This is a genomic window from Rhodopseudomonas rhenobacensis, from assembly GCF_014203125.1.
Taxonomy (GTDB): domain Bacteria; phylum Pseudomonadota; class Alphaproteobacteria; order Rhizobiales; family Xanthobacteraceae; genus Rhodopseudomonas_A; species Rhodopseudomonas_A rhenobacensis.
On the sequence record NZ_JACHIH010000033.1, the window covers coordinates 1 to 25,545 of the forward strand.

Annotated in this window: 26 protein-coding genes; 18 read left to right on the forward strand and 8 right to left on the reverse strand. The window is 67.0% G+C overall.

All coding sequences use genetic code 11. The annotated features are described in order from the left end of the window. Window positions 1-222 precede the first annotated feature (222 nt). The gene (gstA, locus tag HNR60_RS19900) at window positions 223-837 is read right to left on the reverse strand and encodes a glutathione transferase GstA (protein ID WP_184261288.1); all 615 of its coding nucleotides are present in this window, start codon (window positions 835-837) and stop codon (window positions 223-225) included. Between the two features lie 128 nt (window positions 838-965). Between gstA and HNR60_RS19905 the strand changes: the two genes are divergently transcribed. The 3 genes from HNR60_RS19905 (at window position 966) to HNR60_RS19915 (ending at window position 3,705) form a co-directional block, all read left to right on the forward strand. After that, window positions 966-1,451 carry a MarR family winged helix-turn-helix transcriptional regulator gene (locus HNR60_RS19905; protein WP_184261290.1) on the forward strand — a complete coding sequence of 162 codons (486 nt, stop codon included), beginning with the start codon at window positions 966-968 and terminating at the stop codon, window positions 1,449-1,451. Between the two features lie 93 nt (window positions 1,452-1,544). Continuing rightward, entirely contained in the window at window positions 1,545-2,915 is a 1,371-nt protein-coding gene (locus HNR60_RS19910) for a glutamate--cysteine ligase (RefSeq protein ID WP_184261292.1), read from the forward strand. A gap of 214 nt (window positions 2,916-3,129) precedes the next feature. Beyond that, a complete protein-coding gene (locus HNR60_RS19915) occupies window positions 3,130-3,705 on the forward strand; it encodes a PAN domain-containing protein (protein WP_430695005.1) in 576 nt (191 codons plus the stop codon). Between the two features lie 35 nt (window positions 3,706-3,740). Here the strand turns inward: HNR60_RS19915 and HNR60_RS19920 are convergent, their stop codons facing one another. Further along, the gene (locus HNR60_RS19920) at window positions 3,741-5,906 is read right to left on the reverse strand and encodes a PAS domain-containing protein (RefSeq protein WP_184261294.1); all 2,166 of its coding nucleotides are present in this window, start codon (window positions 5,904-5,906) and stop codon (window positions 3,741-3,743) included. A gap of 486 nt (window positions 5,907-6,392) precedes the next feature. Between HNR60_RS19920 and HNR60_RS19925 the strand changes: the two genes are divergently transcribed. Next, entirely contained in the window at window positions 6,393-6,755 is a 363-nt protein-coding gene (locus HNR60_RS19925; RefSeq protein WP_184261296.1) for a PRC-barrel domain-containing protein, read from the forward strand. A gap of 140 nt (window positions 6,756-6,895) precedes the next feature. Here HNR60_RS19925 and HNR60_RS19930 read toward each other — a convergent pair whose 3' ends face one another. Further along, the gene (locus tag HNR60_RS19930; RefSeq protein ID WP_184261298.1) at window positions 6,896-8,536 is read right to left on the reverse strand and encodes a lysine--tRNA ligase; all 1,641 of its coding nucleotides are present in this window, start codon (window positions 8,534-8,536) and stop codon (window positions 6,896-6,898) included. A 33-nt stretch (window positions 8,537-8,569) separates the two neighbouring features. Continuing rightward, the gene (locus HNR60_RS19935; protein WP_184261300.1) at window positions 8,570-9,487 is read right to left on the reverse strand and encodes an ABC transporter substrate-binding protein; all 918 of its coding nucleotides are present in this window, start codon (window positions 9,485-9,487) and stop codon (window positions 8,570-8,572) included. A gap of 138 nt (window positions 9,488-9,625) precedes the next feature. Between HNR60_RS19935 and HNR60_RS19940 the strand changes: the two genes are divergently transcribed. From HNR60_RS19940 to HNR60_RS19950, 3 genes are read left to right on the forward strand one after another with little or no spacing between them, the layout of a single operon-like run. Then, window positions 9,626-11,617: a glycosyltransferase family 2 protein gene (locus HNR60_RS19940; protein ID WP_347339362.1), complete on the forward strand. Its 1,992-nt coding sequence runs from the start codon at window positions 9,626-9,628 to the stop codon at window positions 11,615-11,617. A 57-nt stretch (window positions 11,618-11,674) separates the two neighbouring features. Next, the gene (locus tag HNR60_RS19945) at window positions 11,675-11,917 is read left to right on the forward strand and encodes a DUF4160 domain-containing protein (RefSeq protein WP_210313695.1); all 243 of its coding nucleotides are present in this window, start codon (window positions 11,675-11,677) and stop codon (window positions 11,915-11,917) included. Further along, complete coding sequence (locus tag HNR60_RS19950; protein WP_184261305.1) at window positions 11,904-12,425, forward strand: hypothetical protein; 522 nt, start codon at window positions 11,904-11,906, stop codon at window positions 12,423-12,425. Before HNR60_RS19945 ends, HNR60_RS19950 begins: the two co-directional genes overlap by 14 nt. A 46-nt stretch (window positions 12,426-12,471) precedes the next feature. On the opposite strand, the gene HNR60_RS19955 is transcribed toward HNR60_RS19950, so the two are convergent. Further along, on the reverse strand, window positions 12,472-13,062 hold the full coding sequence (locus HNR60_RS19955) for an SCO family protein (protein ID WP_184261307.1): 591 nt from the start codon (window positions 13,060-13,062) through the stop codon (window positions 12,472-12,474). 147 nt (window positions 13,063-13,209) lie between these two features. Further along, window positions 13,210-13,668 (reverse strand): hypothetical protein, encoded by a 459-nt coding sequence (locus HNR60_RS19960; protein ID WP_184261309.1) that lies wholly within the window; start codon window positions 13,666-13,668, stop codon window positions 13,210-13,212. 333 nt (window positions 13,669-14,001) lie between these two features. Here HNR60_RS19960 and HNR60_RS19965 point away from each other — a divergent pair, with 333 nt between their 5' ends. The 11 genes from HNR60_RS19965 to HNR60_RS20015 all read left to right on the forward strand — a co-directional run bounded on the left by HNR60_RS19965 (window position 14,002) and on the right by HNR60_RS20015 (window position 23,404). Continuing rightward, window positions 14,002-15,624 (forward strand): ABC-F family ATP-binding cassette domain-containing protein, encoded by a 1,623-nt coding sequence (locus tag HNR60_RS19965; RefSeq protein WP_184261311.1) that lies wholly within the window; start codon window positions 14,002-14,004, stop codon window positions 15,622-15,624. A 426-nt stretch (window positions 15,625-16,050) separates the two neighbouring features. Continuing rightward, window positions 16,051-16,425: a hypothetical protein gene (locus tag HNR60_RS19970; protein WP_184261313.1), complete on the forward strand. Its 375-nt coding sequence runs from the start codon at window positions 16,051-16,053 to the stop codon at window positions 16,423-16,425. A gap of 191 nt (window positions 16,426-16,616) precedes the next feature. Next, on the forward strand, window positions 16,617-17,039 hold the full coding sequence (locus HNR60_RS19975) for a hypothetical protein (protein ID WP_184261315.1): 423 nt from the start codon (window positions 16,617-16,619) through the stop codon (window positions 17,037-17,039). 94 nt (window positions 17,040-17,133) lie between these two features. Beyond that, a complete protein-coding gene (gene hisE / locus HNR60_RS19980) occupies window positions 17,134-17,559 on the forward strand; it encodes a phosphoribosyl-ATP diphosphatase (protein ID WP_184261318.1) in 426 nt (141 codons plus the stop codon). Window positions 17,560-17,620: 61 nt separating this feature from the next. Continuing rightward, entirely contained in the window at window positions 17,621-18,202 is a 582-nt protein-coding gene (locus HNR60_RS19985; protein WP_184261400.1) for a YqaA family protein, read from the forward strand. 157 nt (window positions 18,203-18,359) lie between these two features. Further along, window positions 18,360-18,998, forward strand: coding sequence for a hypothetical protein (locus HNR60_RS19990; protein WP_184261402.1), 639 nt, complete (start codon window positions 18,360-18,362; stop codon window positions 18,996-18,998). Between the two features lie 130 nt (window positions 18,999-19,128). After that, a complete protein-coding gene (locus HNR60_RS19995) occupies window positions 19,129-20,097 on the forward strand; it encodes an NAD(P)H-dependent flavin oxidoreductase (RefSeq protein ID WP_184261320.1) in 969 nt (322 codons plus the stop codon). A 178-nt stretch (window positions 20,098-20,275) separates the two neighbouring features. After that, window positions 20,276-21,049 (forward strand): thioesterase family protein, encoded by a 774-nt coding sequence (locus HNR60_RS20000; protein ID WP_184261322.1) that lies wholly within the window; start codon window positions 20,276-20,278, stop codon window positions 21,047-21,049. A gap of 121 nt (window positions 21,050-21,170) precedes the next feature. Continuing rightward, complete coding sequence (locus HNR60_RS20005) at window positions 21,171-21,443, forward strand: hypothetical protein (protein WP_210313696.1); 273 nt, start codon at window positions 21,171-21,173, stop codon at window positions 21,441-21,443. Between the two features lie 193 nt (window positions 21,444-21,636). Further along, window positions 21,637-22,323 carry a hypothetical protein gene (locus HNR60_RS20010; RefSeq protein ID WP_184261327.1) on the forward strand — a complete coding sequence of 229 codons (687 nt, stop codon included), beginning with the start codon at window positions 21,637-21,639 and terminating at the stop codon, window positions 22,321-22,323. 157 nt (window positions 22,324-22,480) lie between these two features. After that, window positions 22,481-23,404 carry a S8 family serine peptidase gene (locus HNR60_RS20015; RefSeq protein ID WP_184261330.1) on the forward strand — a complete coding sequence of 308 codons (924 nt, stop codon included), beginning with the start codon at window positions 22,481-22,483 and terminating at the stop codon, window positions 23,402-23,404. Window positions 23,405-23,623: 219 nt separating this feature from the next. Here the strand turns inward: HNR60_RS20015 and modC are convergent, their stop codons facing one another. Together modC and modB are read right to left on the reverse strand one after the other, a co-directional pair. Then, on the reverse strand, window positions 23,624-24,769 hold the full coding sequence (gene modC, locus HNR60_RS20020; RefSeq protein ID WP_184261332.1) for a molybdenum ABC transporter ATP-binding protein: 1,146 nt from the start codon (window positions 24,767-24,769) through the stop codon (window positions 23,624-23,626). Next, window positions 24,766-25,452, reverse strand: a complete 687-nt coding sequence (gene modB, locus HNR60_RS20025; RefSeq protein ID WP_184261343.1) for a molybdate ABC transporter permease subunit — start codon at window positions 25,450-25,452, stop codon at window positions 24,766-24,768. Before modB ends, modC begins: the two co-directional genes overlap by 4 nt. Between the last annotated feature and the right edge of the window lie 93 nt (window positions 25,453-25,545).

Below are 25,545 nucleotides of genomic sequence, written 5' to 3' on the forward strand. Positions count from 1 at the left end.
GGCGCGCAAACTCCTGGTCCGCCTCAACGCCAAAGCGCGCGATGCGCGAGCCGAATACGCTAATGCAACTTGACACGCCAGATAGTCGCTCACCCCAACCCTCTCCCCACGGGAGAGGGAGCGCGCAGCGGCTACCGCACCTCTTCACTCGAACTCGATCGCAAAATAAAAGGGCCGGATCGTCGATCCGACCCTTTGTCGTTCAATGGATGAAGACGGCTGTTACGCCGCCTTCATCAAGCCTTCCTTGCTCAGCGCCTCTTGCACCATCGGCCGCGCCGCGACGCGGGCCTTGTAGGCGGTCAGCGCGGTCAAGCCCGACAGGTCCAGCTTCATCGCTTCGGCCCAGCGCAGCACGGTGAACAGATAGCCGTCGGCGACGGTGAACTGGCTGCCCATCAGATAATCTTTGCCTTCGAGCTGGCCGTCGAGATATTTGAACTTGCCCATCAGCCGCTCCTTGAAGAACGCCTTGACCTCGTCGGGGATCGCCGGCTGGAACAGCGGGCTGAACCCTTTGTGCAGCTCGGTGGTGATGAAATTCAACCATTCCAACAGCTTGTAGCGTTCATGGCTGCCCGGCGCGGGCGCCAGATGCTTCGCCGCGGCCCGATCGGCGATCACCTGCACGATCACCGGGCCCTCGGTGATCACCTCGCCGCTGTCCAGCATCAGCGCCGGCACCTGGCCCTTGGGGTTGACCGCCAGGAAATCTTCGCCGCTCTCCAGCTTCTTGGCCCGCACGTCGACCTTGACCAGATCGTAGGGCAATCCAGCTTCCAGCAGCGCGATATGCGGCGACAACGAGCAGGCGCCCGGCGAATAATACAGCTTCATAGCGAAATTTCCTTTGTGACGAGGTCGGCATGGGCCAGACGGCGCGATTAAATGCGCCTGCATGGGATAGTCAAGTTGATGCAACTGCATTTATTGCGGTACAGTGCGGGGATGCTATGGACCATGCGATGAAACGTAAGCCATCGACCGAGGCGACCGCCGCCTGGATCCGCCTGATGCGGATCCAGAGCCGGGTGCTGGACGCCGTCGAGCAGGAGTTGAAGAAGGCCGGCTTCCCGCCGCTGGCCTGGTACGACGCGCTGGTCGAATTGTCGCGCGCGCCGTCCGGCGAATTGCGCCCGGTCGAATTGGAAAAGCAGATGTTGATCCCGCAATATTCCACCTCGCGGCTGATCGACCGGCTGGTCGACGAGGGGCTCGCGGCGCGGCGCGAATGCAAGATCGACAAACGCGGCCAGTTCGTCGAAATCACCGAGGCCGGGCGCGAGCTGCAGAAGCGGATGGGCAGCGCCTATTCCAACGCGATCGAAAAGCACGTCGGCTCGAAACTGTCGGATGCCGACGCCGCCCGGCTGTGCGCGCTGCTTGACCGGCTCGGCTGCTCCTGCGATGCGGTACAGGCTGCCGGCAAAGACGCCGCAGCCGCACGATGATAGACTTGCAACCCTCCGCTACGGGCGATCGCGCCCGGCTCTGCCCCCGACCCCGCGCACAATCCATCGCTGCGCCTTGCTTCCGGAATTTCCATGGCGCGTGACCAGATCGATATGACGCCGTTGCAATCGCGCGACGAGCTTGTGGCGTGGCTGGAGGCCGGCATCAAGCCGCCGTCCGACTTCCGCATCGGCACCGAGCACGAAAAGACCCCGTTCACGCTGCAGGGCCACCATCCCGTGCCTTACGAAGGGGCACGCGGCATCGGTGCCTTGCTGCAAGGCATGCAGCTGCTGCTCGGCTGGGAGCCGATCATGGAGCGCGGTAACATCATAGGGCTCTACGACGTCACCGGCGGCGGCGCGATTTCGCTGGAGCCGGGCGGCCAGTTCGAACTGAGCGGCGCGCCGGTGGAAACCATCCACCAGACCCATTCCGAATTGATGGCGCATCTGGCGCAGGTCCGCGAAGTGGCGACGCCGCTCGGCATCGGCTTCTTGGGCCTCGGCATGACGCCGTCGTGGGCGCGCGGCGAGATTCCGGTGATGCCGAAGGGCCGCTACGGCATCATGACCAACTACATGCCGAAGGTCGGCCAATACGGCCTCGACATGATGTATCGCACCTGCACGGTGCAGACCAATCTCGACTTCTCGTCGGAAGCCGACATGGTGAAGAAGCTGCGGGTCTCGGTGGCGCTGCAGCCGGTGGCGACCGCGCTGTTCGCCAATTCGCCGTTCACCGAAGGCAAGCCGAACGGCTATCTGTCGTTCCGCTCCGAGATCTGGCGCGACACCGACAACGCCCGCTCCGGCATGATTCCCTGGGCGTTCGAGGACGGCATGGGCTTCGAGCGCTGGGTCGACTACGCACTCGACGTGCCGATGTACTTCATCAAGCGCGGCGACACCTACATCGACGTCGCCGGCTCCTCGTTCCGTGACTTTTTCGATGGCCGCAACGCGTTGTTTCCCAACGAGCGGCCGACGCTGTCGGACTGGGCCAACCACCTGTCGACGATCTTCCCCGAGGTGCGGCTGAAGCGCTATCTGGAGATGCGCGGCGCCGACGGCGTGCCATGGGGCCGGCTGCCGGCGCTGCCGGCGTTCTGGGTCGGCCTGTTGTACGACGACGAGAGCCTCGACGCCGCCTGGGAGATCGCCAAGGCGTGGACCGCGGCCGAGCGGCAGGCGCTGCGCGACGACGTCCCCAAGCTCGGCTTCAAGGCCAAGATCCGCGACCGCTACATGTTCGAGATCGCCAAGGAGTGCATGGCGCTGGCACATGCCGGATTGCGTCGCCGCGCCCGGATCGACCACGACGGCCGCGACGAAACCCGGTATTTGGAGCCGCTCGACCGCATTCTCGACAGCGGCAAGACCCCGGCTGAAGAGATGCTCGACAAGTTCCACGGCCCCTGGAACGGCTCGGTGGAACCCACCTACGACGCCTACGCGTTCTGATCGTCCGTTCATCAACGGTACAGAAAAGCCCCGCTAGCAACGCTGCGGCCGCTGCCGCCGTTCATCGCCGGTACAGGTCGCGCGCGGTCAAATCTCGCGGTCGGCGCGGGGCGATCCCCCGCGCGATTCTCGGGGCATTCTAAATTGCAACGGCAAGGACCGCTGGCGTCCGGCGCGCGGTTCGATCAGACCTCGCTGAGGAGGCGATGCGACAATGCACGCGGACTTCGGCATCGGTATCTCGCAACGCGCGGCGCTCGGCCTGATCGGTGCCGCGCTGCTGCTGGCGTTGGCGTCGATGCCGCAGCCGGCGCTGGCGCAGGCCAATTTCGACCGCCCCGGCGGCGACTATTCGCGCTCGGCGATCGCCAGCGGCGACCCTGCGGATTGCGCCATCGTCTGCGAACGCGACCGCCGCTGCCGCTCCTGGAGCTTCGCCTATCCCACCGCGCCCGAGGCCGGCGCGTTGTGCTGGCTGAAGAACAGCGTGCCGCCGCGGGTCGAAAGCGGCTGCTGCGTCTCCGGGGTGCGCGGCGCGGGCGTCTTGGAGCCGCGCAATTCGGCGATGGAATCGGCGATCGACCGCTACGGCGGCGACTACAAGAATTTCGACCTGAAGCGCGGCGAAGACGACGAGGCCTGCAAAAAGGCCTGCGCCGACGACAACAATTGCCGGGCCTGGACCTATGCGCGGCCGGGCTATGTCGGCCGCGACGCGCGCTGCTTTCTGAAGAAAGATATCAAACCGCCGCGGCGCAAGCCCGGCTTCATCTCCGGCGTGGTGCGCTAGCGCGTCTGGCGTCGGCCGCGCGGTGACACGCGCAATTACTTGCGCAGCTGCACCACGTTGCCGGCAGCGCCGCCGCTGCCCAGCGCGCGGCTGATCTTGCGCAGCAATTCGGCGTCGCGGAACGGCTTCTGCACGATGGCCTCCTCGCCGATGTTCTGCAGTGCTGCGAGATCGGCATAGCCGGTGATGAAGATCGTCGGCATGCCGGGCCGCCGCAGCTGCGCCTCGCGCGCCACCTCGGCGCCGGTCATGCCGGGCATCGCGAAATCGATCACCATCAGATCGAACGGCGCCGGGTCGCGCTCCAGAATATCCAGCGCGGCGCCGCCGCTGCCGGCCTCGACCACCACGCAGCCGACCTCGCGCAGCATCGCGGCGGTGACCTCGCGCACCGCGCTGTCGTCGTCGACCAGCAGCAGCCGGCGCATCGCGCCGCGCAGCGGCGGCGGCTCCTGCGCCTCGACGTGGCGGCCGCCGACGTTGCGGGCGGCGCGCGGCAGAAACACTTTGACGGTGGAGCCTTCGCCGAGCTTGGTGTCGATCCGCACCCCGCCGCCGGACTGCTTGGCAAAGCCGAACACCTGGGCGAGGCCGAGCCCGGAGCCCTTGCCGACCGGCTTGGTGGTGAAGAACGGCTCGAATGCCTTGGCCAGCACCTCCGGCGTCATCCCGGTGCCGGTGTCGGCCACCGCGATCATCACATATTCGCCGGCGCCGGGCATTTCCGGCCGATTCGGCGCGCCGAGCCGGACGTTGGCGGTTTCCACCGTCAGCGAACCGCCGACCTCCATGGCGTCGCGGGCGTTGATCGCCAGATTGAGGATCACCAGTTCGATCTGGGTCGGGTCGACCAGCGCCGGCCACAGATCCGGCTGCAGCACGGTTTCCAGCCGCACCGCGCCGCCCATCGAGCTCTGCAAGAGCTCGCGCATCTTCGCCACGGTTTCGTTGAGATCGACCGCGCGGGTCTCCAGCCGCTGCCGCCGCGAGAATGCCAAGAGCTGCGCGGTCAGCGTCGCGCCGCGCTCGGCCGCGGTGCGGATGTTGGCGAGCCTGGTGTGCGCCTTGCCGTCGACGCCGGCGCGCTCCAGCGTCTTTTCCAGGAAGCCGAGATTGCCGAGCACCACGGTGAGCAGGTTGTTGAAGTCGTGCGCCACGCCGGAGGTGAGCTGGCCGACCGCCTCCAGCCGCTGCATCTGCCGCAGCGTCGCCTCGACGCGCTCGCGCTCCTCGATCTGGGCGACCAGCTGCCGGTTCGCCGCGGCGAGCTCGGCGGTGCGCTCCTCGACGCGGGCTTCCAGCGTCTCGGTGATCCGCCGCAGCTCGGCGTCGCCGGCGACGCGTTGGGTGACGTCGGAGCCCTGCACGAAGATGCCGGCGACCTCGCCGGCGCTGTCGCGCACCGGCTGATAGACGAAATCGACGAAGCGGTCCTCGACGCCGCCGCCCACCTCGCGCTGCAGGCTGACCTTCAGCGCGTTGCCGACGAACGGCCGGCCGGAGCGGTAGCAGTCGTCCATGACTTCGAGGAAGCCCTGACCCTCGAGCTCGGGCAGCGCCTCCAGCGGCGCCCGGCCGAGCACCTCGCGATGACCGATCAATTGCAGAAAGGCATGATTGGCGAGGGTGAAGACGTGCTGCGGACCTTCCAGCATCGCCATGAACCCCGGCGCCTGTTCGAACAGGCTGAGCAGCCGGTCCTGCTCGGCGGCGACGCGTTGGTCGGCCTGCACCCGCTTGGTGGTTTCCACCACCACGGCGATCACGCCGGCGGGCCGGCCGTTCTCGTCGAGCACCGGCGAATAGTCGAGATTCATCCACACCGGCTCGGGAACGCCGTTGCGATACAGCGTCAATTTCTGATCGCGATAGGCGAGGCTGCGGCCGCCGAGCACGATGCGCATGACGTTGTCGTTGAAATCGGCAACCTCGGGCCAGCCCTCGCGGACCTTGCTGCCGAGCAGCGCCGGATGCCGGGCGCCGGCGAATTCCGAATAGGCGTCGTTGTAGATCATGAAGCCGTCGGGGCCCCACAGCATCACGATCGGCACCGCGGAATGCACCACCACACCGACCACGGTCTTCAGCGACTGCGGCCAGGACGCGATCGGTCCGAGCGAGGTGGATTGCCAATCGAAGTCCGCAATCAGCGCGCCGGTCTCGCCCCCGCCGCGCAGAAATGCAGTATCCGAAGACGCCATACTGTGTGATGCCTCGATCGGCCGCTCAGAGAACAGGTTCGCGCTGCCCGGAAGGACAAATGACGCATCGGCCAAGGCAGCGCCCACCGCCGGAAGAGCCAATGCGGGGCACAAACGCCCGCAGATCGGCTTCGTTCCCACCGAGCAGACGATTTTTGCTTTCTTCCGTCAGCGCCATCCCCAGCCGCGTTCGCGATACAGATTCGCGCGATGCCGATACAGAAAAGGCGCGCCGGTTGCCCGGCGCGCCCTCTCCTCGAACTCGCTGGTTCCCGGCGCCGAGAGCGCCTGAGCCAGGTCAAACCTCGACCTTAGCGGGCGGCCTCAGCGAGGTGACAGCGCTTGGAATGAGACACTGGATCACCTCCTTTCGTTGGTTGCAGATGACCCAACATAGGCACGATCAGCCGCGCTGTGAAGCCCACCGCCGCGCCCGGAACGAGTCCGGCTTCCGACGGTTGATCCACAGCCACAAGGGAGAAGAACATGATCACGGAAGCAGATGAAACCGTCAGCCTGATCGGCAGCGACAAGGTGCAGGGAACCGCGGTGTACGGTCCCGACGGCGAGAAGATCGGCGCGATCGAACGGGTGATGATCGAGAAGCGCTCCGGCAAGGTGTCCTACGCGGTGCTGTCGTTCGGCGGCTTCCTCGGCATCGGCGACGACTACTACCCGCTGCCCTGGCCGTCGTTGAAGTACAATACCGAACTCGGCGGCTACCAGACCATGGTGACCGACGACCAGATCAAGGGCGCGCCGAAATACGCCCGCACCTCGGATTGGGATTGGCGCGACGAGCAAGGCACCCGCAAGATCGACGATTACTACGGCGTGGCGATGGCCTGACGTCACCCCGCCGACGAACCGTAACGCCTGTCATTGCGAGCCGAGGGCGGCGCGCAGCGCCGCCCGACAAGCGAAGCAATCCAGGGCTGCACGCGGAGCCCCTGGATTGCTTTGTCGCAAGAGCTCCTGGCAATGGCGAGTTACGCGCTTCTTGCCAACGCGCCGTCGATCATCGCCACCGCGTTGGGCAGGCCGTAGACCGCGACGAAGGAGCCGAACCGCGGCCCCTTCTCCTGGCCGAGCAGCACCTGGTACAGCATGTTGAACCAGTCCAGCGACACGCCGGGCTTGCCGTCCTTCGCCGCCTTCTTGTGGTCGAGGAACGGCTCGCGGCGGCCGATCTCATAGACCACGTCCTGGATCGCCTCGGCGGTGGCCTCGGCCGGCAATTGCGACAGCGCGTCGCGCAGATCCTGCAAGGCGGCGCGTTCGGCCTCGGTCGGCTCGCGGAAGGTCTTGGTCGGCGCCACGAAGTCGCGATAGTAGTTGATGGCGTAGCCGACCATTGCATCCAATTTCGGATGCGTCTGCGGGGTGACGCCCGGCCGATAGCGGCCGATGAAGCCCCACAAGGTCGCGGCGTTCTCCGCGTTCGACGACGACACCAGCGTCAGCAACAACTGGAACGTCACCGGCATGTCGGACTTCGGCGGATGACCGGCGTGGATGTGCCACACCGGATTGCTGAGCTGCTGCTTGGCGTCCTGCCGGGCGTAGCCGTCGAGGAACTGCTGGTAGTCGTCGACGTTGCGCGGGATGACGTCGAAATACAGCCGCTTCGCCGCCTTCGGTTCGCGATACATGAACAGCGACAGCGATTCCGGCGAGGCGTAGCGCAGCCATTCGTCGATGGTCAGCCCGTTGCCCTTCGACTTGGAGATCTTCTGGCCCTTGTCGTCCAAGAACAGCTCGTAGTTGAAGCCTTCCGGCGGCTTGCCGCCGATCGCCTGGCAGATCTTGCCGGACAGCTTGACCGAGTCGATCAGATCCTTGCCGGCCATTTCATAATCAATGCCGAGCGCGGTCCAGCGCATCGCCCAATCCGGCTTCCACTGCAGCTTGCAGTGCCCGCCGGTGACCGGCAGCGTCACCCGCTCCTGGGTTTCCGGATCATCGTAGCTGATGGTGCCGGCCTTGGCGTCGTGCGCGACGATCGGCACCTGCAGCACCACGCCGCTGCGCGGGCAGATCGGCAGGAACGGCGAGTAGCTCGCCGCGCGCTCCTCGCGCAACGACGGCAGCATGATCGCCATCACCTTGTCGAGCCGTTCCAGCACCTTGAGCAGCGTCGCGTCGAACCGGCCGGACTTGTAGTAGTCGGTGGCCGAGGCGAATTCGTAGTCGAAGCCGAAGGTGTCGAGAAACACCCGCAGCCGGGCGTTGTTATGCGCGCCGAACGACTCGTGGGTGCCGAACGGGTCCGGAACGCGGGTCAGCGACTTGCCGAGATGCTGCGTCAACATCTCCTTGTTCGGCACGTTGTCGGGCACCTTGCGCAGGCCGTCCATGTCGTCGGAGAACGCGATCAGCCGGGTCTTGATCTTGTCCTCGGTCAGCACGCGGAAGGCGTGGCGCACCATGGTGGTGCGCGCGACTTCACCGAAGGTGCCGATATGCGGCAGGCCGGACGGGCCGTAGCCGGTTTCGAACAGCACTTCGTCTTTCGGCGCCTTGGTCAGCCGCGCGACGAGCGCTTTGGCCTGCTCGAACGGCCAGGCGTTGGATTGTTCGGCGAGCGTGCGCAGGTCGCTCGGGCTAACAGGCAGATCGATCGTGGACATCAAGAACTCCGGGCGCCGATGCGCGCGTGGTGATTAGAACGGGCTGACGGAAAAATAGCGCAGCCAGAGGTCGGTGTAGCGGCCTTTTTCCCAGACCCGGAACAGCGCCCAGTTCAGGGCCTGGCGCAACAGGTCGTTGCCCTTGCGGACCGCGATGCCGACGCCCTCGCCGAAATAGCGGCTCTCGACGAACGGGCCGCCAGAGAATGCGCAGCAATCCGCCGAATCGGTGCCGTTGATCCAGAACGCCAAAGAGATCGCGTCGCCGAAGATGTAGTCGACCTCGCCGCGGCGCAACGCGGCGCGCAGCGCGTCGTCGTTCGGATAGGGCACCAGCTCGGCGTCGGTGAACATCACCTTGAGATAGGCTTCGTGCGCGGAGCCTGCGATCGCGCCGACCTTCTTGCCCTCGAGCGATTCCGGCCGCAGCTCGGGCTTTGCGGCATCCTTGCGCGTCACGAAGCGCGCTGGCGCCCGGTAATACGGATCGGTGAAATCGACCCGGGCGCGCATCTGCGGCGTCACCGCCAGCGAGGCGATGATGGCGTCGCCGCGGTTGCTGGCGACCGCGTCGAGCAGGGTCTCGAAGCGGCGCATCTGCACCGTGCAGGTGACCTTGATCTCCTCGCACAAGGCGCGCGCCAGATCGACGTTGAAGCCGGCCGGATTGCCGTCGGCGCCGGTGAAGTTGAAAGGCGGGTAATCGGTCTCGGTGAGAAAGCGGATCACGGTGAGCCGCGACAGGTCCGGCCGCTCCGGCCGCCGCCGAGGATCCCAGAACCCCGGCACCGCCTTCGGCGCCGGCTCGGTGACGCCCTTGGCGGGCGCCTGCGCGCAAGCGGGCGCGAGCGGCAGCGCCAACATCGATCCCAGCAGCGCCGCCGCAACCAGGGTTGCACGACCGCCGCAGAGCAATCTGTCGTTGATGAACAAAACAATCCGTGGTTGCATTGAGGACGTCCGCGCCGGTCGGGTCTTATAGACCATCCGGCGGCAGACGCGAGTGCAGTTTGCGTAGCAGGACCGGGCATGGCGTTCACCGACCATGGACGCCGTCGTGCGGAGTGGCGATCGACGCGAAAGCGTCGGGTGCCACCGCCGCGTCGAGCGATTCTCGGCAGCGCGGCGCGCTGGCACGACCTGCAGGCTGCGCCCACCGAAACCCCGGACTGGTTGTCGGACGATCCCGGCATCGAGCTCGCCTGCCTGCACGACGCAATCGACCCGCGGCTGCTGCGCGCGGCGGCGCGGCGCGCCACCGAGCTCGGCATCGGCGCCGACCAGGTGCTGATCCAATGGGGCGTGATCGACGAAGCGGCCTATCTGCGGCGGCTATCGGCGCACACCGGACTCGGGATCGAGAGCTTCGCGGCGATCGACCGCGGCGCGGCGCCGCTCGCCGATCACCAGATCCTTCACGCCGCGGTCTCAGGGATCGTGCCGCTGCGTCGCGACGGCCGGCTGATCTGGGCGCTGGCGCCGCGGCAAAAGGCGGCGCGGGCGCTGTGCCAGCTGGCCGCCGATCAGCCCGAGATCAGGCAGCACGCGCGGCTGGCGTCGGCCGACTCGTTGCAGCGCTTTCTGATGCAACAGGGCGGCGGGGCGCTGGCCGACGCCGCGGCGCAGGGATTGCGGCATCGGCATCCAGAACTCTCGGCAGCACCGCGCGCCGCGGCGGCCGCGCTCTGGCTGCAGCGCGCACGGCGCGGCGGCGGCGTGCTGGCGCTGTCGGTGCTGCCGCCGCTGCTCGCCAGCGACGCCTGGGGGCTGATCCTGGCGCTGTGGTTTCTGGGCTTCGTCGCGCTGCGGCTGATCGGCAGCCTGTGGCCGCGGCGCTGGTTTGCTCGCCGCACGCGGCGGCCCGACGACGAGCTGCCGGTCTACAGCGTGGTGGCGGCGCTGTACCGCGAGGCCGCCTTGGTGGCGCCGCTGCTGCGCGCGATCCACGCGCTGGATTACCCGCGCGAAAAGCTCGACGTCATCCTGGTGATCGAACCCGACGATCGAGAGACGCGCGCGGCGATCGCCCGGCTCGGCCCGTTGCCGCATCTGCGGACATTGATTGCGCCGGCGCGGCCGCCGCAGACCAAGCCGAAGGCGCTGAATTACGCGCTGCCGTTCGTCCGCGGCAGCTTCGTCGCGGTGTTCGACGCCGAGGATCGGCCGGCCCCGGACCAGTTGCGCGCGGCGCTCGACGCCTTCTCGCGCGGCGGCGCCAGGGTCGGCTGCACCCAGGCGCGGCTGTGCATCGACAATCTCTCCAACAGCTGGCTGTCACGGATGTTCGCCGCGGAATATGCCGGCCATTTCGACGTCTTCCTGCCCGGCATGGCCGATCTCGGGCTGCCGCTGCCGCTCGGCGGCTCGTCGAACCATTTCCGCACCGCGGTGCTGCGCGAGGTCGGCGGCTGGGATCCCTACAACGTCACCGAGGACGCCGATCTCGGCTTCCGGCTGGCGCGGTTCGGCTATCGCTCGACCACCTTCGACTCGACCACCTATGAGGAAGCGCCGATTGCGTTCAAGGCCTGGCTGCGGCAGCGCTCGCGCTGGATGAAGGGCTGGATCCAGACCTGGTGCGTGCATATGCGCCGGCCATGGCGGCTATGGCGCGAAGCCGGCCCCGGCGGCTTCTTCGCGCTCAACATGCTGGTCGGCGGCAGCGTCTTGACCGCGCTGGCGCATCCGATGCTGCTCTACGGGGTGGCCAGCGATCTGATCTCGGCGCTGCAGGGCTCGCCGTCCTGGCTGGCGAGCGACGCGGCGACGCTGCACGGCCTCACCATCGCGGCCGGCTACGGCTCGACGGTGGCGATCGGCCTGTTGGGCCTGGCGCGGCGCGGCCGGCTCGACCGCGGCTGGATCCTAGCGCTGACGCCGCTGTATTGGCTCTGCCTGTCGATCGCCGCCTGGCGCGCGCTCGGCCAGTTCGTGTGGAATCCGTATCACTGGGAAAAGACCGATCACGGCCTCGCCGAGCGCCCCGGCTCGGCGCCGGTGCCGCGCTGGGTCGAGCGCTGGCGGCAGATGGAGGGGCACGACCCTACTCGGCGCACGCGGCCCTCTGACTTTGTGCAATAGCTTCACAGCGGTGGTTGAGTTTGTGCAACTATTGCACTATTCTTGGGGTGAAGTCCGATGGTCGGCCTGAAAGCTACGCTCAGTAACTGCAGGATCTACATCTACCCTGGCGACCACAACCCACCGCATTTCCATCTTCGGGGGCCGAATTCCCGAGCGCTGGTGGATCTGGTCACCCTGGAGGTGATCGCGGGCCAAGCGTCCAGATCCGACCTGGCGGAGGTCAGAGCATGGGCTGCCCGGGCCGAGAACCTGGCGCTCTTGGTGTCAGAGTGGAGACGGCTGAATGAGCGCGACTGACATGGTGGATAGCGGCACCGTCCTGCCTCGCATCGCGATCGCCGAACCGCGGGGCCTGCGGTTTCTGAGAGTGGTCTGGTCGGAGGGCAGCCGAGCCGGCCGGGAAGACGTCATCGATCTCAGCCCGGCGCTGTTCGGCTACAAGGTTTACAAGCCGCTGCGCGACGATGCGACGTTGTTCGCCACCGCACGCCTGATCGAAGATGGCGACGTCGTCGCGTGGGACGGGGACGAATTGGAAATGTCCGCCGATCTGCTGTTGGCGCTCGCCGACGAAACCATGACGGCGGCGGAGTTTCGAGCCTTCCTCGATCGGCACCAACTGACGCAGGAGGCTGCGGGCGTGTTGCTCGGCCGAAGCCGCCGACAGATTGCCAACTACACGGCCGCCGGACCGATCCCTCGCATCGTCGCGCTGGCCTGCTATGGATTCGAGGCGCGAAAGCGCGCGCCGCAAGGCTCTCCGACCACGTCAGGGAAAGGGCGCGCGACAATACCCAGCATCTGAGCCGAGGCGATCAGGAGGCTGCACAGAGCGCTTGCCCCTTCGCCCGTCAAAGATACCGCTTCAGATCCGCCGCCGCCTCGTCCGGCTTGCGCTTCAGGTTGAACGGGGCGACGAATTTGCCGTCGCGGTCCATCAGATAGATCAGCGCGGTGTGATCCATGGTGTAGTCGCCGTCTTTCAGCGGCACCTTGCGGGCATAGACCCGGAAGCCGGAGATCACCTTGGCGACCGCGGCGGCGTCGCCGGTCAGCCCCTTGAGGTGCGGATCGAAGCTGGCGAGATACTCCTTCATCGCCGCCTGGGTGTCGCGCTCGGGATCGACCGAGACGAAATAGGCGTTGACGCGGTCGGCGTCCTTGCCCATCGCGCGCAGCACTTCGGAGATTTCGAACAGCGAGGTCGGGCAGACGTCCGGACAATGCGTGAAGCCGAAGAAGATCAGCGTCGGCTTGCCCTTCAGGCTCTGCTCGGTGACGGTCTGGCCGGTCTGGTCGGTGAGCTGGAACGGACCGCCGACGGTCGAGGGCGCGGTGACGGTGCGCAAGCCGCCGGCCAGCCACAGCACCACCACCAATCCGACCACGAGACTGCCGGCAAAGGCGCCGATGATGACGAGCGGGCGGGTTTTGGCGGACATGAGTTCATTCCTTACGCCGACGAGGCCGCCGGCATGCCGGCGCACTGCGTCGCGCCGCGGGGTTCGGCGCTTGCCGCACCAGATAAAGCCCGCGGCGCCGGCCGGCAAGCGCCGGCCGCCACGATGCCGTGATGAGAAGAAGCCGGCTCAGTGCGACGCGGAGGCGCGGGCGTCGAGATAGCAGGGGCGGTACATCCCCATCAGCTGCCGGCCGTGCAGGAAGATCATCCGCGGGGTCAGCCCGCCGCGCTGCGCGATCCAGCGCCGGACCTGGCTCGGATACATCGAATACAGCATCTGGGTGGCTTCCTGGTTGGTCACCGCCCGGCCGTTGGAGCCGAGGTCCCAGGCGGCGTGGAAGCCGAGCGTGGCGCGCGAGGTGACGCAGATCTTGTCGTGCGGCACCGCGCCCAGCACGATGGTGCAGGCCGAGGCGCACAGCCCGTCGATGATCACGGTCTCGCCGGAACTGCGCAGGTCCTGGTACTTGTCGACATAGGTTCCGATACGGCCGCCGCGGTCCTCGGCGATTCGCACCACCGCGTGGCTGGAGCCGACGCCTGCGAGCAATAACAAGGCCGCAAGTATCCCGGTTGCCAATCTCATGACCTGCCCCAGTCCAACCCGATCGTCGATGATCGTGTGTGATGCGTAGATCCACAGCGTGTTTCGAGATCGGCTTTTTGTCCAGATCGGCGTGATCGTTCCAATGCGATTCAAATCGAGTGTTGCCGCGGGGATGCACCTGGCGCCGCGCGTCCCAAACTGAGACAAGGTCCCGGTGCTCAGCCTTCGATCGCGGCACGCCGCGCCTCGGTCAGCCCGACCGGCCGGACGGCGACGCAGGCGGCGGCGCCAACGCCCTTCCACCCGCCCGCCGCATGGGCTAAGGGCGGGCTCACCCCTGTCCCAAGCTCCGCCGTCCAAGGCTCCGCGCGCATGATTCGACTCGACAACATTTCCAAGCAGAACGGTCATCAGATCGTTTTCATCGAAGCCTCCGCGGCGCTGCTGAAGGGCGAGAAGGTCGGCCTGGTGGGCCCCAACGGCGCCGGCAAGACCACGCTGTTCCGGCTGATCACCGGCCAGGAGCTGCCCGACGAGGGCCAGGTCGCGGTCGATCGCGGCGTCACCATCGGCTATTTCAGCCAGGACGTCGGCGAGATGGCCGGCCGCAGCGCGGTCGCCGAGGTGATGGACGGCGCGGGGCCGGTCAGCGAGGTCGCGGCCGAACTGGCCGAACTTGAGCACGCGCTGGCCGACCCCGACCGCGCAGACGAGATGGAACAGATCCTGGAGCGCTACGGCGAGGTGCAGCACCGCTTCGAGGAACTCGACGGCTACGCGCTGGAAGGCCGCGCCCGCGAGGTGCTGGCCGGGCTGTCGTTCAGCCAGGAGATGATGGAGGGCGACGTCGGCAAACTGTCCGGCGGCTGGAAGATGCGCGTGGCGCTGGCGCGCATCCTTCTGATGCGGCCCGACGCCATGCTGCTCGACGAACCGTCGAACCATCTCGATCTCGAAAGCCTGATCTGGCTGGAGCAGTTCCTCAAAGGCTACGAGGGCGCGCTGTTGATGACCTCGCACGACCGCGAATTCATGAACCGCATCGTCACCAAGGTGGTTGAGATCGACGGCGGCTCGCTGACCTCGTACTCGGGCAACTACGAATTCTACGAGGCGCAGCGCGCGCTCAGCGAGAAGCAGCAGCAGGCGCAGTTCGAGCGCCAGCAGGCGATGCTGGCGAAGGAAATCAAATTCATCGAGCGCTTCAAGGCGCGCGCTTCGCACGCCGCGCAAGTGCAGAGCCGGGTCAAGAAGCTCGACAAGATCGAACGCGTCGAGCCGCCGAAGCGGCGGCAGACCGTGGCGTTCGACTTTCTCCCGGCGCCGCGCTCCGGCGAGGACGTGGTGACCTTGAAGAAAGTGCAGAAGGGTTACGGCAGCCGCGTGATCTATGACGGGCTGGATTTTCAGGTCCGCCGCCGCGAGCGTTGGGCGGTGATGGGCATCAACGGCGCCGGCAAATCGACGCTGCTGAAGCTGGTGGCCGGCGCCACTGAGCCCGACGACGGCGCGGTGGCGCTCGGCGGCAGCGTCAAGATGGGCTACTTCGCGCAGCACGCGATGGACCTGATCGACGGCGAGGACACCATCTTCGAATCGCTGGAGCACTGGTTTCCGCAGGCCGGCCAAGGCTCGCTGCGGGCGCTGGCCGGCTGCTTCGGCTTTTCCGGCGACGACGTCGAGAAGCGCTGTCGGGTGTTGTCGGGCGGCGAGAAGGCCCGGCTGGTGATGGCGAAGATGCTGTTCGATCCGCCGAATTTCCTGGTGCTCGACGAGCCGACCAACCATCTCGACATCGCCACCAAGGAGATGCTGATCACGGCGCTCGCGCAATACGAAGGCACCATGCTGTTCGTGTCGCATGACCGGCATTTTCTCGCCGCGCTGTCCAACCGCGTGCTGGAGTTGACGCCGGAGGGCATCCACCAATACGGCGGCGGCTACACCGACTACGTCGCCCGCACCGGCCACGAGGCGCCGGGGCTGCACAGCTGAGCGGGCGAGCATTTCTGGCGTCATTGCGAGCCGAGGTCGGCGCGCAGCGCCGCCCGAACAGCGAAGCAATCCAGGGGCCGCACGTGGAGCCCTGGATTGCTTCGTCGCAAGAGCTCCTCGCAATGACGCGTTGAATGCCCGATTTCATTGATCGCTTTTTGAGTCAGGCTCTCAGGATGACGGCGGTGAGTGAGAGAGCAGGTAGCGAACGAGGTCGCTTCCCTCCCCCGCAAGCGGGAGAGCGAGCACGCTGCTTGCTCGCCCTGTTGATCACCTCACCGCCGCCCGACACCACGCCGTTTTATGCGTAGTTCACAACGCGCCGTTAATGATCTTCATCAAGGTAAACAACTGTCTTGCGTTGACGATGCCGCGGCGCGTGCCGATGATACGCCGATCGTAACTCAGAGGCGTTCAGCAATGATCATGTCCCGCGTATCTGCCGCTCTGCTCGTCTCCGCCGTGGCCGCGGTGGCGCTTCCCTCCGCGGCCTCCGCCGGCTGCTACAATTGTTACGCGCCGCCGCCCTGCGTCACCTGCTATCAGCAGCGGGTCGAGCCGCCGCAGTACCGCACTGTGGAAGAGACCGTGGTGGTGGCGCCCGGCGGCGTGGTGGCGCATCGCGTACCGGCGCAGTATCGCACCGTGATGGTGCCGCAGACCGTGATGGTGGCGCCGGAAGCCGTGCAGTATGAGCGGATCCCGCCGCAATACGGCGTCCGCCAGCGCGTCGAGATGGTGGCGCCCGCGCGCAGCTACTACGTGCCGGTGGCGCCGCGCTGCGGCTCTTGCGGCTACTGACGCGGGCGACCTCGCATCGGACGAGGGCGGGCGGCTTGCGCCGCGGTGAGCGTTATTGACCGCATGCCGCGGCGGCGTGATCCATGCGAAGCAACCGCGGCGGGTGCGACAATGCACCGCCGCAAAAGCCGCGGAACCTTGCCGCGGGCGCGGGATTGAACTCGATCGGCGAATAGCCCGAGGAGTAGCAAATGTCCACGTTCACCCGTTCCATGCCCGCTCGCGCCCTGGTGCTCGGCACCGTGGCGGCGATCGCGATCACGACTTTCGTGCCGGCCCCGGCGCAGGCCGCCAGCTCTCGCGCGCCGCAGCCGGCTTCCGCCAGCGCGACCCCGCAGCAGGCCAGCAACACAGACGTCAGCGCTGCCCGCAAGAAGCAGCGTCAGGTCCGCCGCCACTATCGCAACAACAATGGCGGCGCGGCCGCAGCAGCGGCGTTCGCCGGCATCATCGGGACGATCGGCGCGGTCGCGGCGCAAAACCGCCGCAACGATTACTATTATGACAGCGGCCCGGGTTATTACCGGGGCGGCCCCGGCTATTATGGCGGCGGACCGGCCTATTACGGCGGCGGCCCCGGTTATTACGGCGGCTCCGGCTATTACGGCTACTGAGCGCTTCTCAGCGTACGAGATGCGGTCGCACCGGCTTCGGCCGGTGCGAGTGATTGTTAATATGATTGCCATCGGTTTCGGTTAACGTCTTGGCATGACTGATTCGCTGGACCGGCTGTATCGGGCGGTGATCGCCGCCAAGGATCTCGACCCTGCGACGTCGCGGACGGCGCGGCTGTTCAAGCGCGGTCCCGCCAAGATGGCCAAGAAGCTCGCCGAGGAGGCGATCGAGGTCGTGATCGACGCGGTCAACGGCAATCGCGAGGCGGTGGTCCGCGAGAGCGCCGACCTGTTGTACAATCTCACCGTACTGTGGGCGTCCGCCGGCGTTCGGCCCGACGACGTCTGGGCCGAGATGCAGCGTCGCGAGGCCATGCTCGGGATCGCCGAGAAGCTGCCCAAAACCAACCTCAAGCGCAGCATCAAGGTCAGCGGCACGCCGGTGGGGCCCGCCGCCCTGCTCCCGGGCCGGCGGCCAATCGTCGCAATCGACGGCGGGGCGTTGCGAAAGCAACGCTGACGCGCGGCCGCCGACCCGGCTTGCCATGGACAAAGCCGGGCTTTGGTGGTTCATCGCCGCCATGCTGAGACGAATCTACGACTGGTGCATCGACGCCGCCCACAAGCCCTACGCCCTGTGGGTGATGGGCATGGTGTCGTTCGCCGAGAGCTCGTTCTTCCCGGTTCCCCCGGACGTGATGCTGATCCCGATGTCGCTGGCGCGGCCGGAGCGCGCCTGGCTGTATGCCGCGCTGTGCACCGTGACCTCGGTGCTCGGCGGCGTGGTGGGTTACGCGATCGGCTCGCTGCTGTACGATTCGGTCGGGCATTATGTGATTCAGTTCTACGGCTACGGCGACAAGGTCGAGGCATTCCGCGCCGGCTACGCCGAATGGGGCGCCTGGATCATCCTGCTGAAGGGGCTCACCCCGATTCCCTACAAGCTGGTCACCATCACCGCCGGCTTTGCCGACTTCAATTTCTGGCAGTTCATCGGTCTGTCGGTGATCGCACGCGGCGGCCGGTTCTTCGTGGTGGCGATCCTGCTCAACCGCTACGGGGTGTGGATCCGCGAGACCATCGAGAAGCGGCTCGGGCTGTGGGTCGGCATCGGCGTCGCCGTGCTGGTGCTCGGCTTCGTCGTGGCATTCCGGCTGTTCTAAAAGCGCCCGGGCTGGTCGTCGCGCCGAGATCCGAGCCCAACCGCGACATGATGTCCGTCCGCATTGGACCCGCGGACCGCGCCTTCAGGCTGTTGCCCTTCGCATCGACGCGATAGCTTGCGACGATGATTGATTCCTTCGTGGGCCGCCTGCCGTGATGCGTTCGCCCATCGTGTTCGCCGTTCTCGCCGTGGCCGCGACCGAGGTGTCGCAACCGGCATCGGCGCAGAGCGCCAATCCGCCGTCGTTCACCGGCCAGGCCGCTCCGGCCCCTGTGGCGCCGAACGCCCCGCCGCCGGCCGCGCGCCCGGACAATCCCGGCCTGCTCAACGAGATCGGCAAGCTGTGGGACAAGCCGTCGACGCTGCTGCCGAGCTTCATCAGTCCCGACAATACTTCAGTACCACCGACGCCCGCAGCACCGGATTCCGCGGGCACGCCGCCCGGGCCGCCCGACGCGATGCCGCCGCCGCCGAATGCAGCGGTGCCGGTGACGCCGACGCCGAGCCGGGCCGCACCCGCCGCTCCTACCGCGGCACCGGCGCCACCCGCCGCTGCCGCTTTGACCCCGTCGATGGTGAGCGGACGCACCACCTGCCCCGGCGGCGCGAACGGCGCGCCGGACTGCAAGGCCGCCGCCGACGCCTTGTGTCAAACCAAAGGCTACAAGCAGGGCAAGAGTCTCGCCACCGACTCCGCCGAAAGCTGCTCGGCGAAAACCCTGATCCCGGGCCGGCAGCGCAAGCCTGAAGATTGCCACATCAATTACATCGTCACCCGGGCGTTCTGCCAATAGCCGCCGAGCGGGCCGCAGCCGGTTTTTCGCGGCCGCAGCGCTTGCGCGGCGGCGCAGCAATTGCTTTTCTGGTTCCCAACGGCGTCCTCGCGCGCCGTTCAACGAAGCCAACAAAATGGGGAACGCCTGAATGTCGATGCCTGCCTTGTTCAAGGGGCGCCTGTCGATCCCAGTGATCGCTGCGCCGCTGTTCATTATCTCCGTGCCCGAGCTGGTGATCGCGCAGTGCAAGGCGGGCGTGGTCGGCTCGTTCCCCGCGCTCAACGCGCGGCCGGCGGCGCTGCTCGACGAATGGCTGGCGCAGATTCAGGAAGAGCTTGCCGCTTACGACAGAGCGCATCCGGAACGGCCGTCGGCGCCGTTCGCGGTCAACCAGATCGTGCACAAATCCAACAACCGGCTGGAGCAGGATCTGGCGGTCTGCGAGAAGCACAAGGTGCCGATGATCATCACTTCGCTCGGCGCCCGCGAGGAGTTGAACCAGGCGGCGCACCGCTGGGGCGGCATCGTGTTTCACGACGTCATCAATCAGAAATTCGCCCACAAGGCAGTCGAGAAAGGCGCCGACGGTCTGATCCTGGTCTCGGCCGGCGCCGGCGGCCACGCCGGCGAATTGTCGCCGTTCGCCTTCGTCGCCGAGACAAGGCAATGGTTCGACGGCCCGATCGCGCTGTCCGGCGCCATTGCCAATGGCCGCGCCGTCAAGGCAGCGCGGATGCTCGGCGCCGATTTCGGCTATATCGGCTCGGCCTTCATCGCCACCCACGAGGCCAATGCGGTGCCGCGCTACAAGGAGATGATCACCACCTCGGGCGCCGAGGACATCGTGTATTCCAACCTGTTCACCGGCGTGCACGGCAACTACTTGAAGCCCTCGATCCTCGCCGCCGGCATGGACCCCGATCATCTTCCGCAATCCGATCCCTCGCAGATGAGCTTCGGCACCGACGAATCCGGCGAGCGCAACAAGCCGAAGGCCTGGAAGGAAATCTGGGGCTCCGGCCAGGGCATCGGATCGATCACCGGCATTGTCGCGGTCGCCGAACTGGTGGCGCGGTTGAAGAGCGAATACGACGACGCGCGCGATCCGTCGCTGTGAGCCCTGCGTCATCATCAGCCCGTGTCCCGGACGCGGTGCGGCGCCTCGCGCCGCGCCGTGAGCCGGGACCGTCTCAAGCGCGGCCTTCGTAACGGCCCCGGATCTGCAGCGCACCACGCCGCAAGGGCGGCGTCGTGCGCAGCGTCCGGGGCACACGAACTGATAGGATCATCACGTCATGGACGCCATCTATCGCATCGACGGCAACACCATCATCACCAGCGGCCGCGCCGCGGGGCCCTGGCATCCGACCATGCAGCATGGCTCGCCGCCCTCCGCGCTGGTGGCGTATCTCGCCGAGTACATCCCGACGCGCGAGCCGATGCAGATCGTGCGGCTGACGATCGACCTGATGCGGCCGGTGCCGGTGGCGCCGCTGAGCTATGAGACCGAAGTGCTGCGCGAGGGCCGCAAGATCCAGCTCTGCGCGGTGCGGCTATTGGCCGAGGGCGTGGTGGTGGTCAGCGCCACGGTGCTGAAGATGATCGTCGCGCCGCCGGCGCTGCCGGACGATATCGAACATCCGCCGATCGACGTGCCGCCGCCCGAACAGGGCCGGCCGATCGACATGCGCCACGACAACAACCCGTTCATCGGCTGCGTTTCGGTGCGCGAAGTGCACGGCGGCTTTCTGTCGCTCGGGCCCGGCGCGATCTGGTACCGGCTCGACCGGCCGATGATCGAGGGTCAGCCGACCTCGCAGGTGATGCGCGCGGCGATCGCCGCCGATTTCAGCAACGCCACCTCGGCGGTGCTCGACTTCAAGGACTGGACCTTCATCAACGCCGATCTCAGCATCAATCTCGCCAGGCCGCCGGTCGGCGAATGGATCCTGCTCAATTCGGAGATGTGGCTCGGCCCCGACGGCGCCGGCATCGCCGCCTCCAAGCTCGGCGACGTCAACGGCTATTTCGGCCGCGCGGTGCAGAGCCTGGTGATCGAGCGGCGCTAACTTGCGCGCTCCGCGCGGGTAGTTAATCAGCTGTTAACCACGTTGTCCCAACAATGGGTCTCCGCCGCGACGCGGAGCCCTTCGGTCCATCGCGTCCGGCCTGCGCATTGTGGGCTTCGCCATGTTGTCTGAAAAAACCCCAGCCTCGCTCGATGAGATCCGCACCCGCGTGTACTACGCGCTGCAGCGCCATCCGCTGTGCCGCAACGTGCAGTTCGAGGTCGTGCACACGCCGAGAAGCCGCAAGGGCGGCAACTGGACCATCAACATGCACGCGGTCGAACCCGACGCGCTGTGGGAAGCCTCTGATATCGTCGCCGACATCCAGGACGCCTATCAGCTCGCCGGGGTGCCGGAGCGCGCCCGGGGCGCGGAGCTGCTGCTCGGGCGCTGATCAGCAAAATCGGGACCGTTGGAACCTCACCGCGCGCAGCGAAACGCCAGGCGTTTCGGCGGTCCGGCGCGCTTGCATTGCTGGGCATTAACCACGCCCTCGAATCCGTCCCCGGCCAGCATGGTTAAGCCTTATTTAATCTGCATTTGTGAGGAACAAGCGTGACGGTCGGCAATCGCGAATGGAGTTTCCATTGACGCGTACAATTAGCTTTCTGGCGCTGGGCTGCTGTCTTGTAGCGAGCGCCGCCGCGATCAGCATTTTGGCCAGCGACGGAGTTCCCGTGCTGCGTGGCGAACTGGCGGAGGCTGTGCTGCCGACGCCGGTCGCCAACCGCGAAACCAAGGCGGACAAGCTGCCGGTGACGCGGGTGTCGCTGCCGGTCGGCGAAGCCGTTGCAGCGCCCGCCGGCGAACCGCAGCGGGCCAGCGAGCAGTCCGCCGCCGAGCCGTTGCGCCAGGCCTTTGCGGCCGACAGCCCGGTCGATCTCGGGCCGTCCTCGATCACCTCGTCGGTCACGGTTCCGGCGTTGCCGCCGAAGCCGAAGGTGGCCGCCAAGCCGCCGGTGCAGAAGAGCTACGCGCTGCTCAGCGACGCGCAGATCGCGGCGATCAAGGGCCGGCTCAATTTGTCGTCCTCGCAGGAATATTATTGGCCCTCGGTCGAGGACGCGCTACGCGCCGTCGCCCGCAAGCTGCACGCCATGCGGCAAGCTAATCCCAGCGGCGGCAGCCCGAGCATCGATCCCGACAGCCAGGAAGTCCAGCAGCTGAAGTCGGCGGCGATGCCGCTGTTGTTCCAGTTGCGCGAGGACCAGAAGCAGGAAGTCCGCTCGCTGGCCCGGATCATCGGACTCCATCAGGTCGCCGCGCAGATCTGACGCGGCTGCCCCTCGCGTGACGGTGTCCTGAGCCCGCTGGTATGCCGGCGAACCCGGCCCTCGTAAAAAACCTAGCCTCCCCCCAAACTTTTTGCCGCTTCGCAGCGACAAAGAATGGGCAGCGCGTTCGCGCGCGGGGAAATGGGCTGAGGTCATCATGGCGGGCGGGGCAACGTCGGCATTCCAGAAGGATCTTCTGTTCGCGTTCGGCGGCGGCGACCCGCGGATCACCATCGCCGTGCTGGACGGCGCGGTGGATCGAACCCACGAGTGTTTTCGCGGCGCGCGGCTGATTCCGCTGCACATCGGCCCGCGATCGCAGGGCCTCGACGGCGATACCACCGCGTCCGGCTCGCACGTCGCCAGCGTGATTTTCGGCCAGCCCTGCAGTTCGGTGGAAGGCGTGGCGCCGCTGTGCCGCGGCCTGATCGTGCCGATCTTTGCCGACGACGACCGCGACTGCTCGCAGCGCGAATTGGCACGCGCGATCTTTCTCGCGGTCGACCAGGGCGCCCATGTGATCCATGTCAGCGGCGGCCGGTTCGCGCCAAGCGGGCGGCTCGACCCGGTGCTGGCCGAGGCGATCGAGATGTGCGATCGCCGCAACGTGCTGATCGTCACCGCCGGCGGCAATGCGGGCTGTGACGAACTGGTGGAACTGGCCGACGCGGCGCCGGTGCTGGCGGTGCTGACTTTGGAGTATTACCGCCGGCGGCTGCGCCTGCCCGGCCCGATCGCCACCAAGGCGCTGGTGATCCCCGGGTCCAATATCGTCGGCGCGGCCTGCGAGGGCGACGTGGTACGGCGAAGCTGCGCCAACGCCGCCGCCGCGCTGGTCAGCGGCCTGGTCGGGCTGTTGCTCAGTCGCCAGGTCGAGCGCGGCGCGGCCCCCGATCCGCACGGCGTTCGCGGCACCCTGTTGAAGAGCGCCGGCAGCCGCCCCCCCTACGGCCCGCCGCAACGCTGCCGGCTGCTGGGCGAACGCGCGCAGGTGCAAGCCGTGGTCGACCGCATGGGGCTCGGCATCGATCGCGCCGCGATCCCGTTTCCGTTCAACCTGTCGACGTCGCTGTCGGGCTGACGTCATCCCAGAGTGTTTGAGCGTTTTCGGTTAGGATCGAGGCATCCGACCAATTCGGGCGTCATTCCGGGGCGTGAGGCCGCAGGCCGAGCGAACCCGGAATCTTGCTGCAAGCAAGGCGCCGAACCGCGTCGCGAGATTCCGGGTTCGCTCGCAGCTTCGCTGCTCGCGTCCCGGAATGACAACTGCCAAGCGCATCGATCTCACGCGAAAAGCCTCTCAGCGCCCGCGCAGCCCAGGCGACGAGGCATGCATGCCGGCGTTGCGGCCGGGGGCCAGCGCGACGCCCTTGACCTGAGCGATCACGTCGAGGCCTTCGGCGAGTTGCAGGTGATCCCAGGAGCGCCGCGTCACCCGCGCCAGCAGCTTGGCGCCGGCACCGTCTTCGCCGAGCGCCAACACCACCAGGATTTCGCTGGCGCCGAGCGCGGTGCGCGACACGATGCGGGCCGGCAGCACGTTGAGGATGCTGGTGTTGTGCGGATGCTCGCGGGCGAGGCTGACGTCGCCGGCGGCGATACGCAGCCGGCGGCGCTCGCCGCTCGCGGCGGGCGGCGACGGCACCAGCAGCCGGCCGCCGTCGATCCGCAGCGTCAGCAGGCTGTAGCTCGGGTCATAGCTCTCGACCGTGCCTTCGAAATTCACCGCGGCGTCGCGGCTGGCGGCGAGCGGCAGCGAAGGATCGCTCTGCAGCGTGGTGAGTGGACCCGCGGCGAGCACCTTGCCGGCGCGCATCAGAACCAGATGATCGGCGAGCCGTTCGATCTCCGCCATGTCGTGGCTGACATAGATCACCGGCAGCGACAGCCGCGCGTGCAGCCGCTCCAGGAACGGCAGGATCTCGTCCTTGGTCAGCCGGTCGAGCGCCGACAACGGCTCGTCCATCAGCAGCAGTTTCGGCTGCGACAACAGCGCCCGGCCGATTGCGACGCGCTGCCGTTCGCCGCCGGACAGATGCCGCGGCGATCGCTCCAGCAGCGCGGCAAGGCCGAGCAGTTCGACGACCTCGTCGAATTCGATGCTGCTACGCGCATGCGCGGCATCGCGCGGCGCGCCGTACAATAGATTGGCCTGCACCGAGAGGTGGGCAAACAGGCTGGCTTCCTGGAACACGTAGCCGATCGGCCGCTGGTGCGGCCTTCGAAACAGCGGGCCGTCCTGCCAGACGTCGCCGTCGATCGAGAACGTGCTGCCGGGCAACTGCTGCAGCCCGGCGATACAGCGCAGCACGGTGGACTTGCCGCAGCCGGAGGGGCCGAATAGCCCGGTGATGCCGGTGGCCGGCACGGTGAAGGACGCGTCGAGCGTGAAGCGGCCGAGCACGCCGCGGAATTCGGCGTGGATGTTGCGCGACACGTCTCTCATCGGTTGATCCGCGCGGTGCGCTTTTCCAATAGCATCATGGTGAGGATCACCACGAAGGCGAACGCCGCCATGCCGGCAGCGAGAATATTGGCTTCGCGCCATTGCGAGGTTTCGACGAAATCGAAGATCGCCACCGACAGCACCTTGGTCTTGCCGGGGATGTTGCCGCCGATCATCAGCACGATGCCGAATTCGCCGACGGTGTGGGCGAAGCCGAGCACGGCGCCGGCGAGAAAGCCCGGCCGCGCCAACGGAATCGCCACGGTCCAGAATGCGCGGGTCGGCGAGGCGCGCAAGGTGGCGGCGACTTCCAGCGGCCGATCGCCGATCGCGTCGAAGGCGTTGCGGATCGGCTGCACCACGAACGGCATCGAATAGATCACCGAGCCGAACACCAGGCCCTCGAAGGTGAAGGCCAGCGTGCGCCCGCCCCACAGCCCGGCCAGCGCGCCGCCCGGACCGTCGGGTCCCAGCACTACGAGGAGATAGAAGCCCAGCACGGTCGGCGGCAGCACCAGCGGCAGCGCCACCACCGCGGCGACGGCTTCCTTCCAGGAGGCCTTGGAGCGCGCCAGCCACCAGGCGATCGGCGTGCCGACGATCAAGAGGATCGCGGTGGTCAGCGCCGCGAGCTCGATGGTGAGGCGGATCGGCTGCCAGATCTCGTTGGATATCCCGCCCATGCGACGCTCAACCGATCCGGATTTGAGAAGCTACAAGTGATTTGAGCAGACGCGCAGCACTGCAATATGCACTGCGCGCCCCCTCTCCCATGG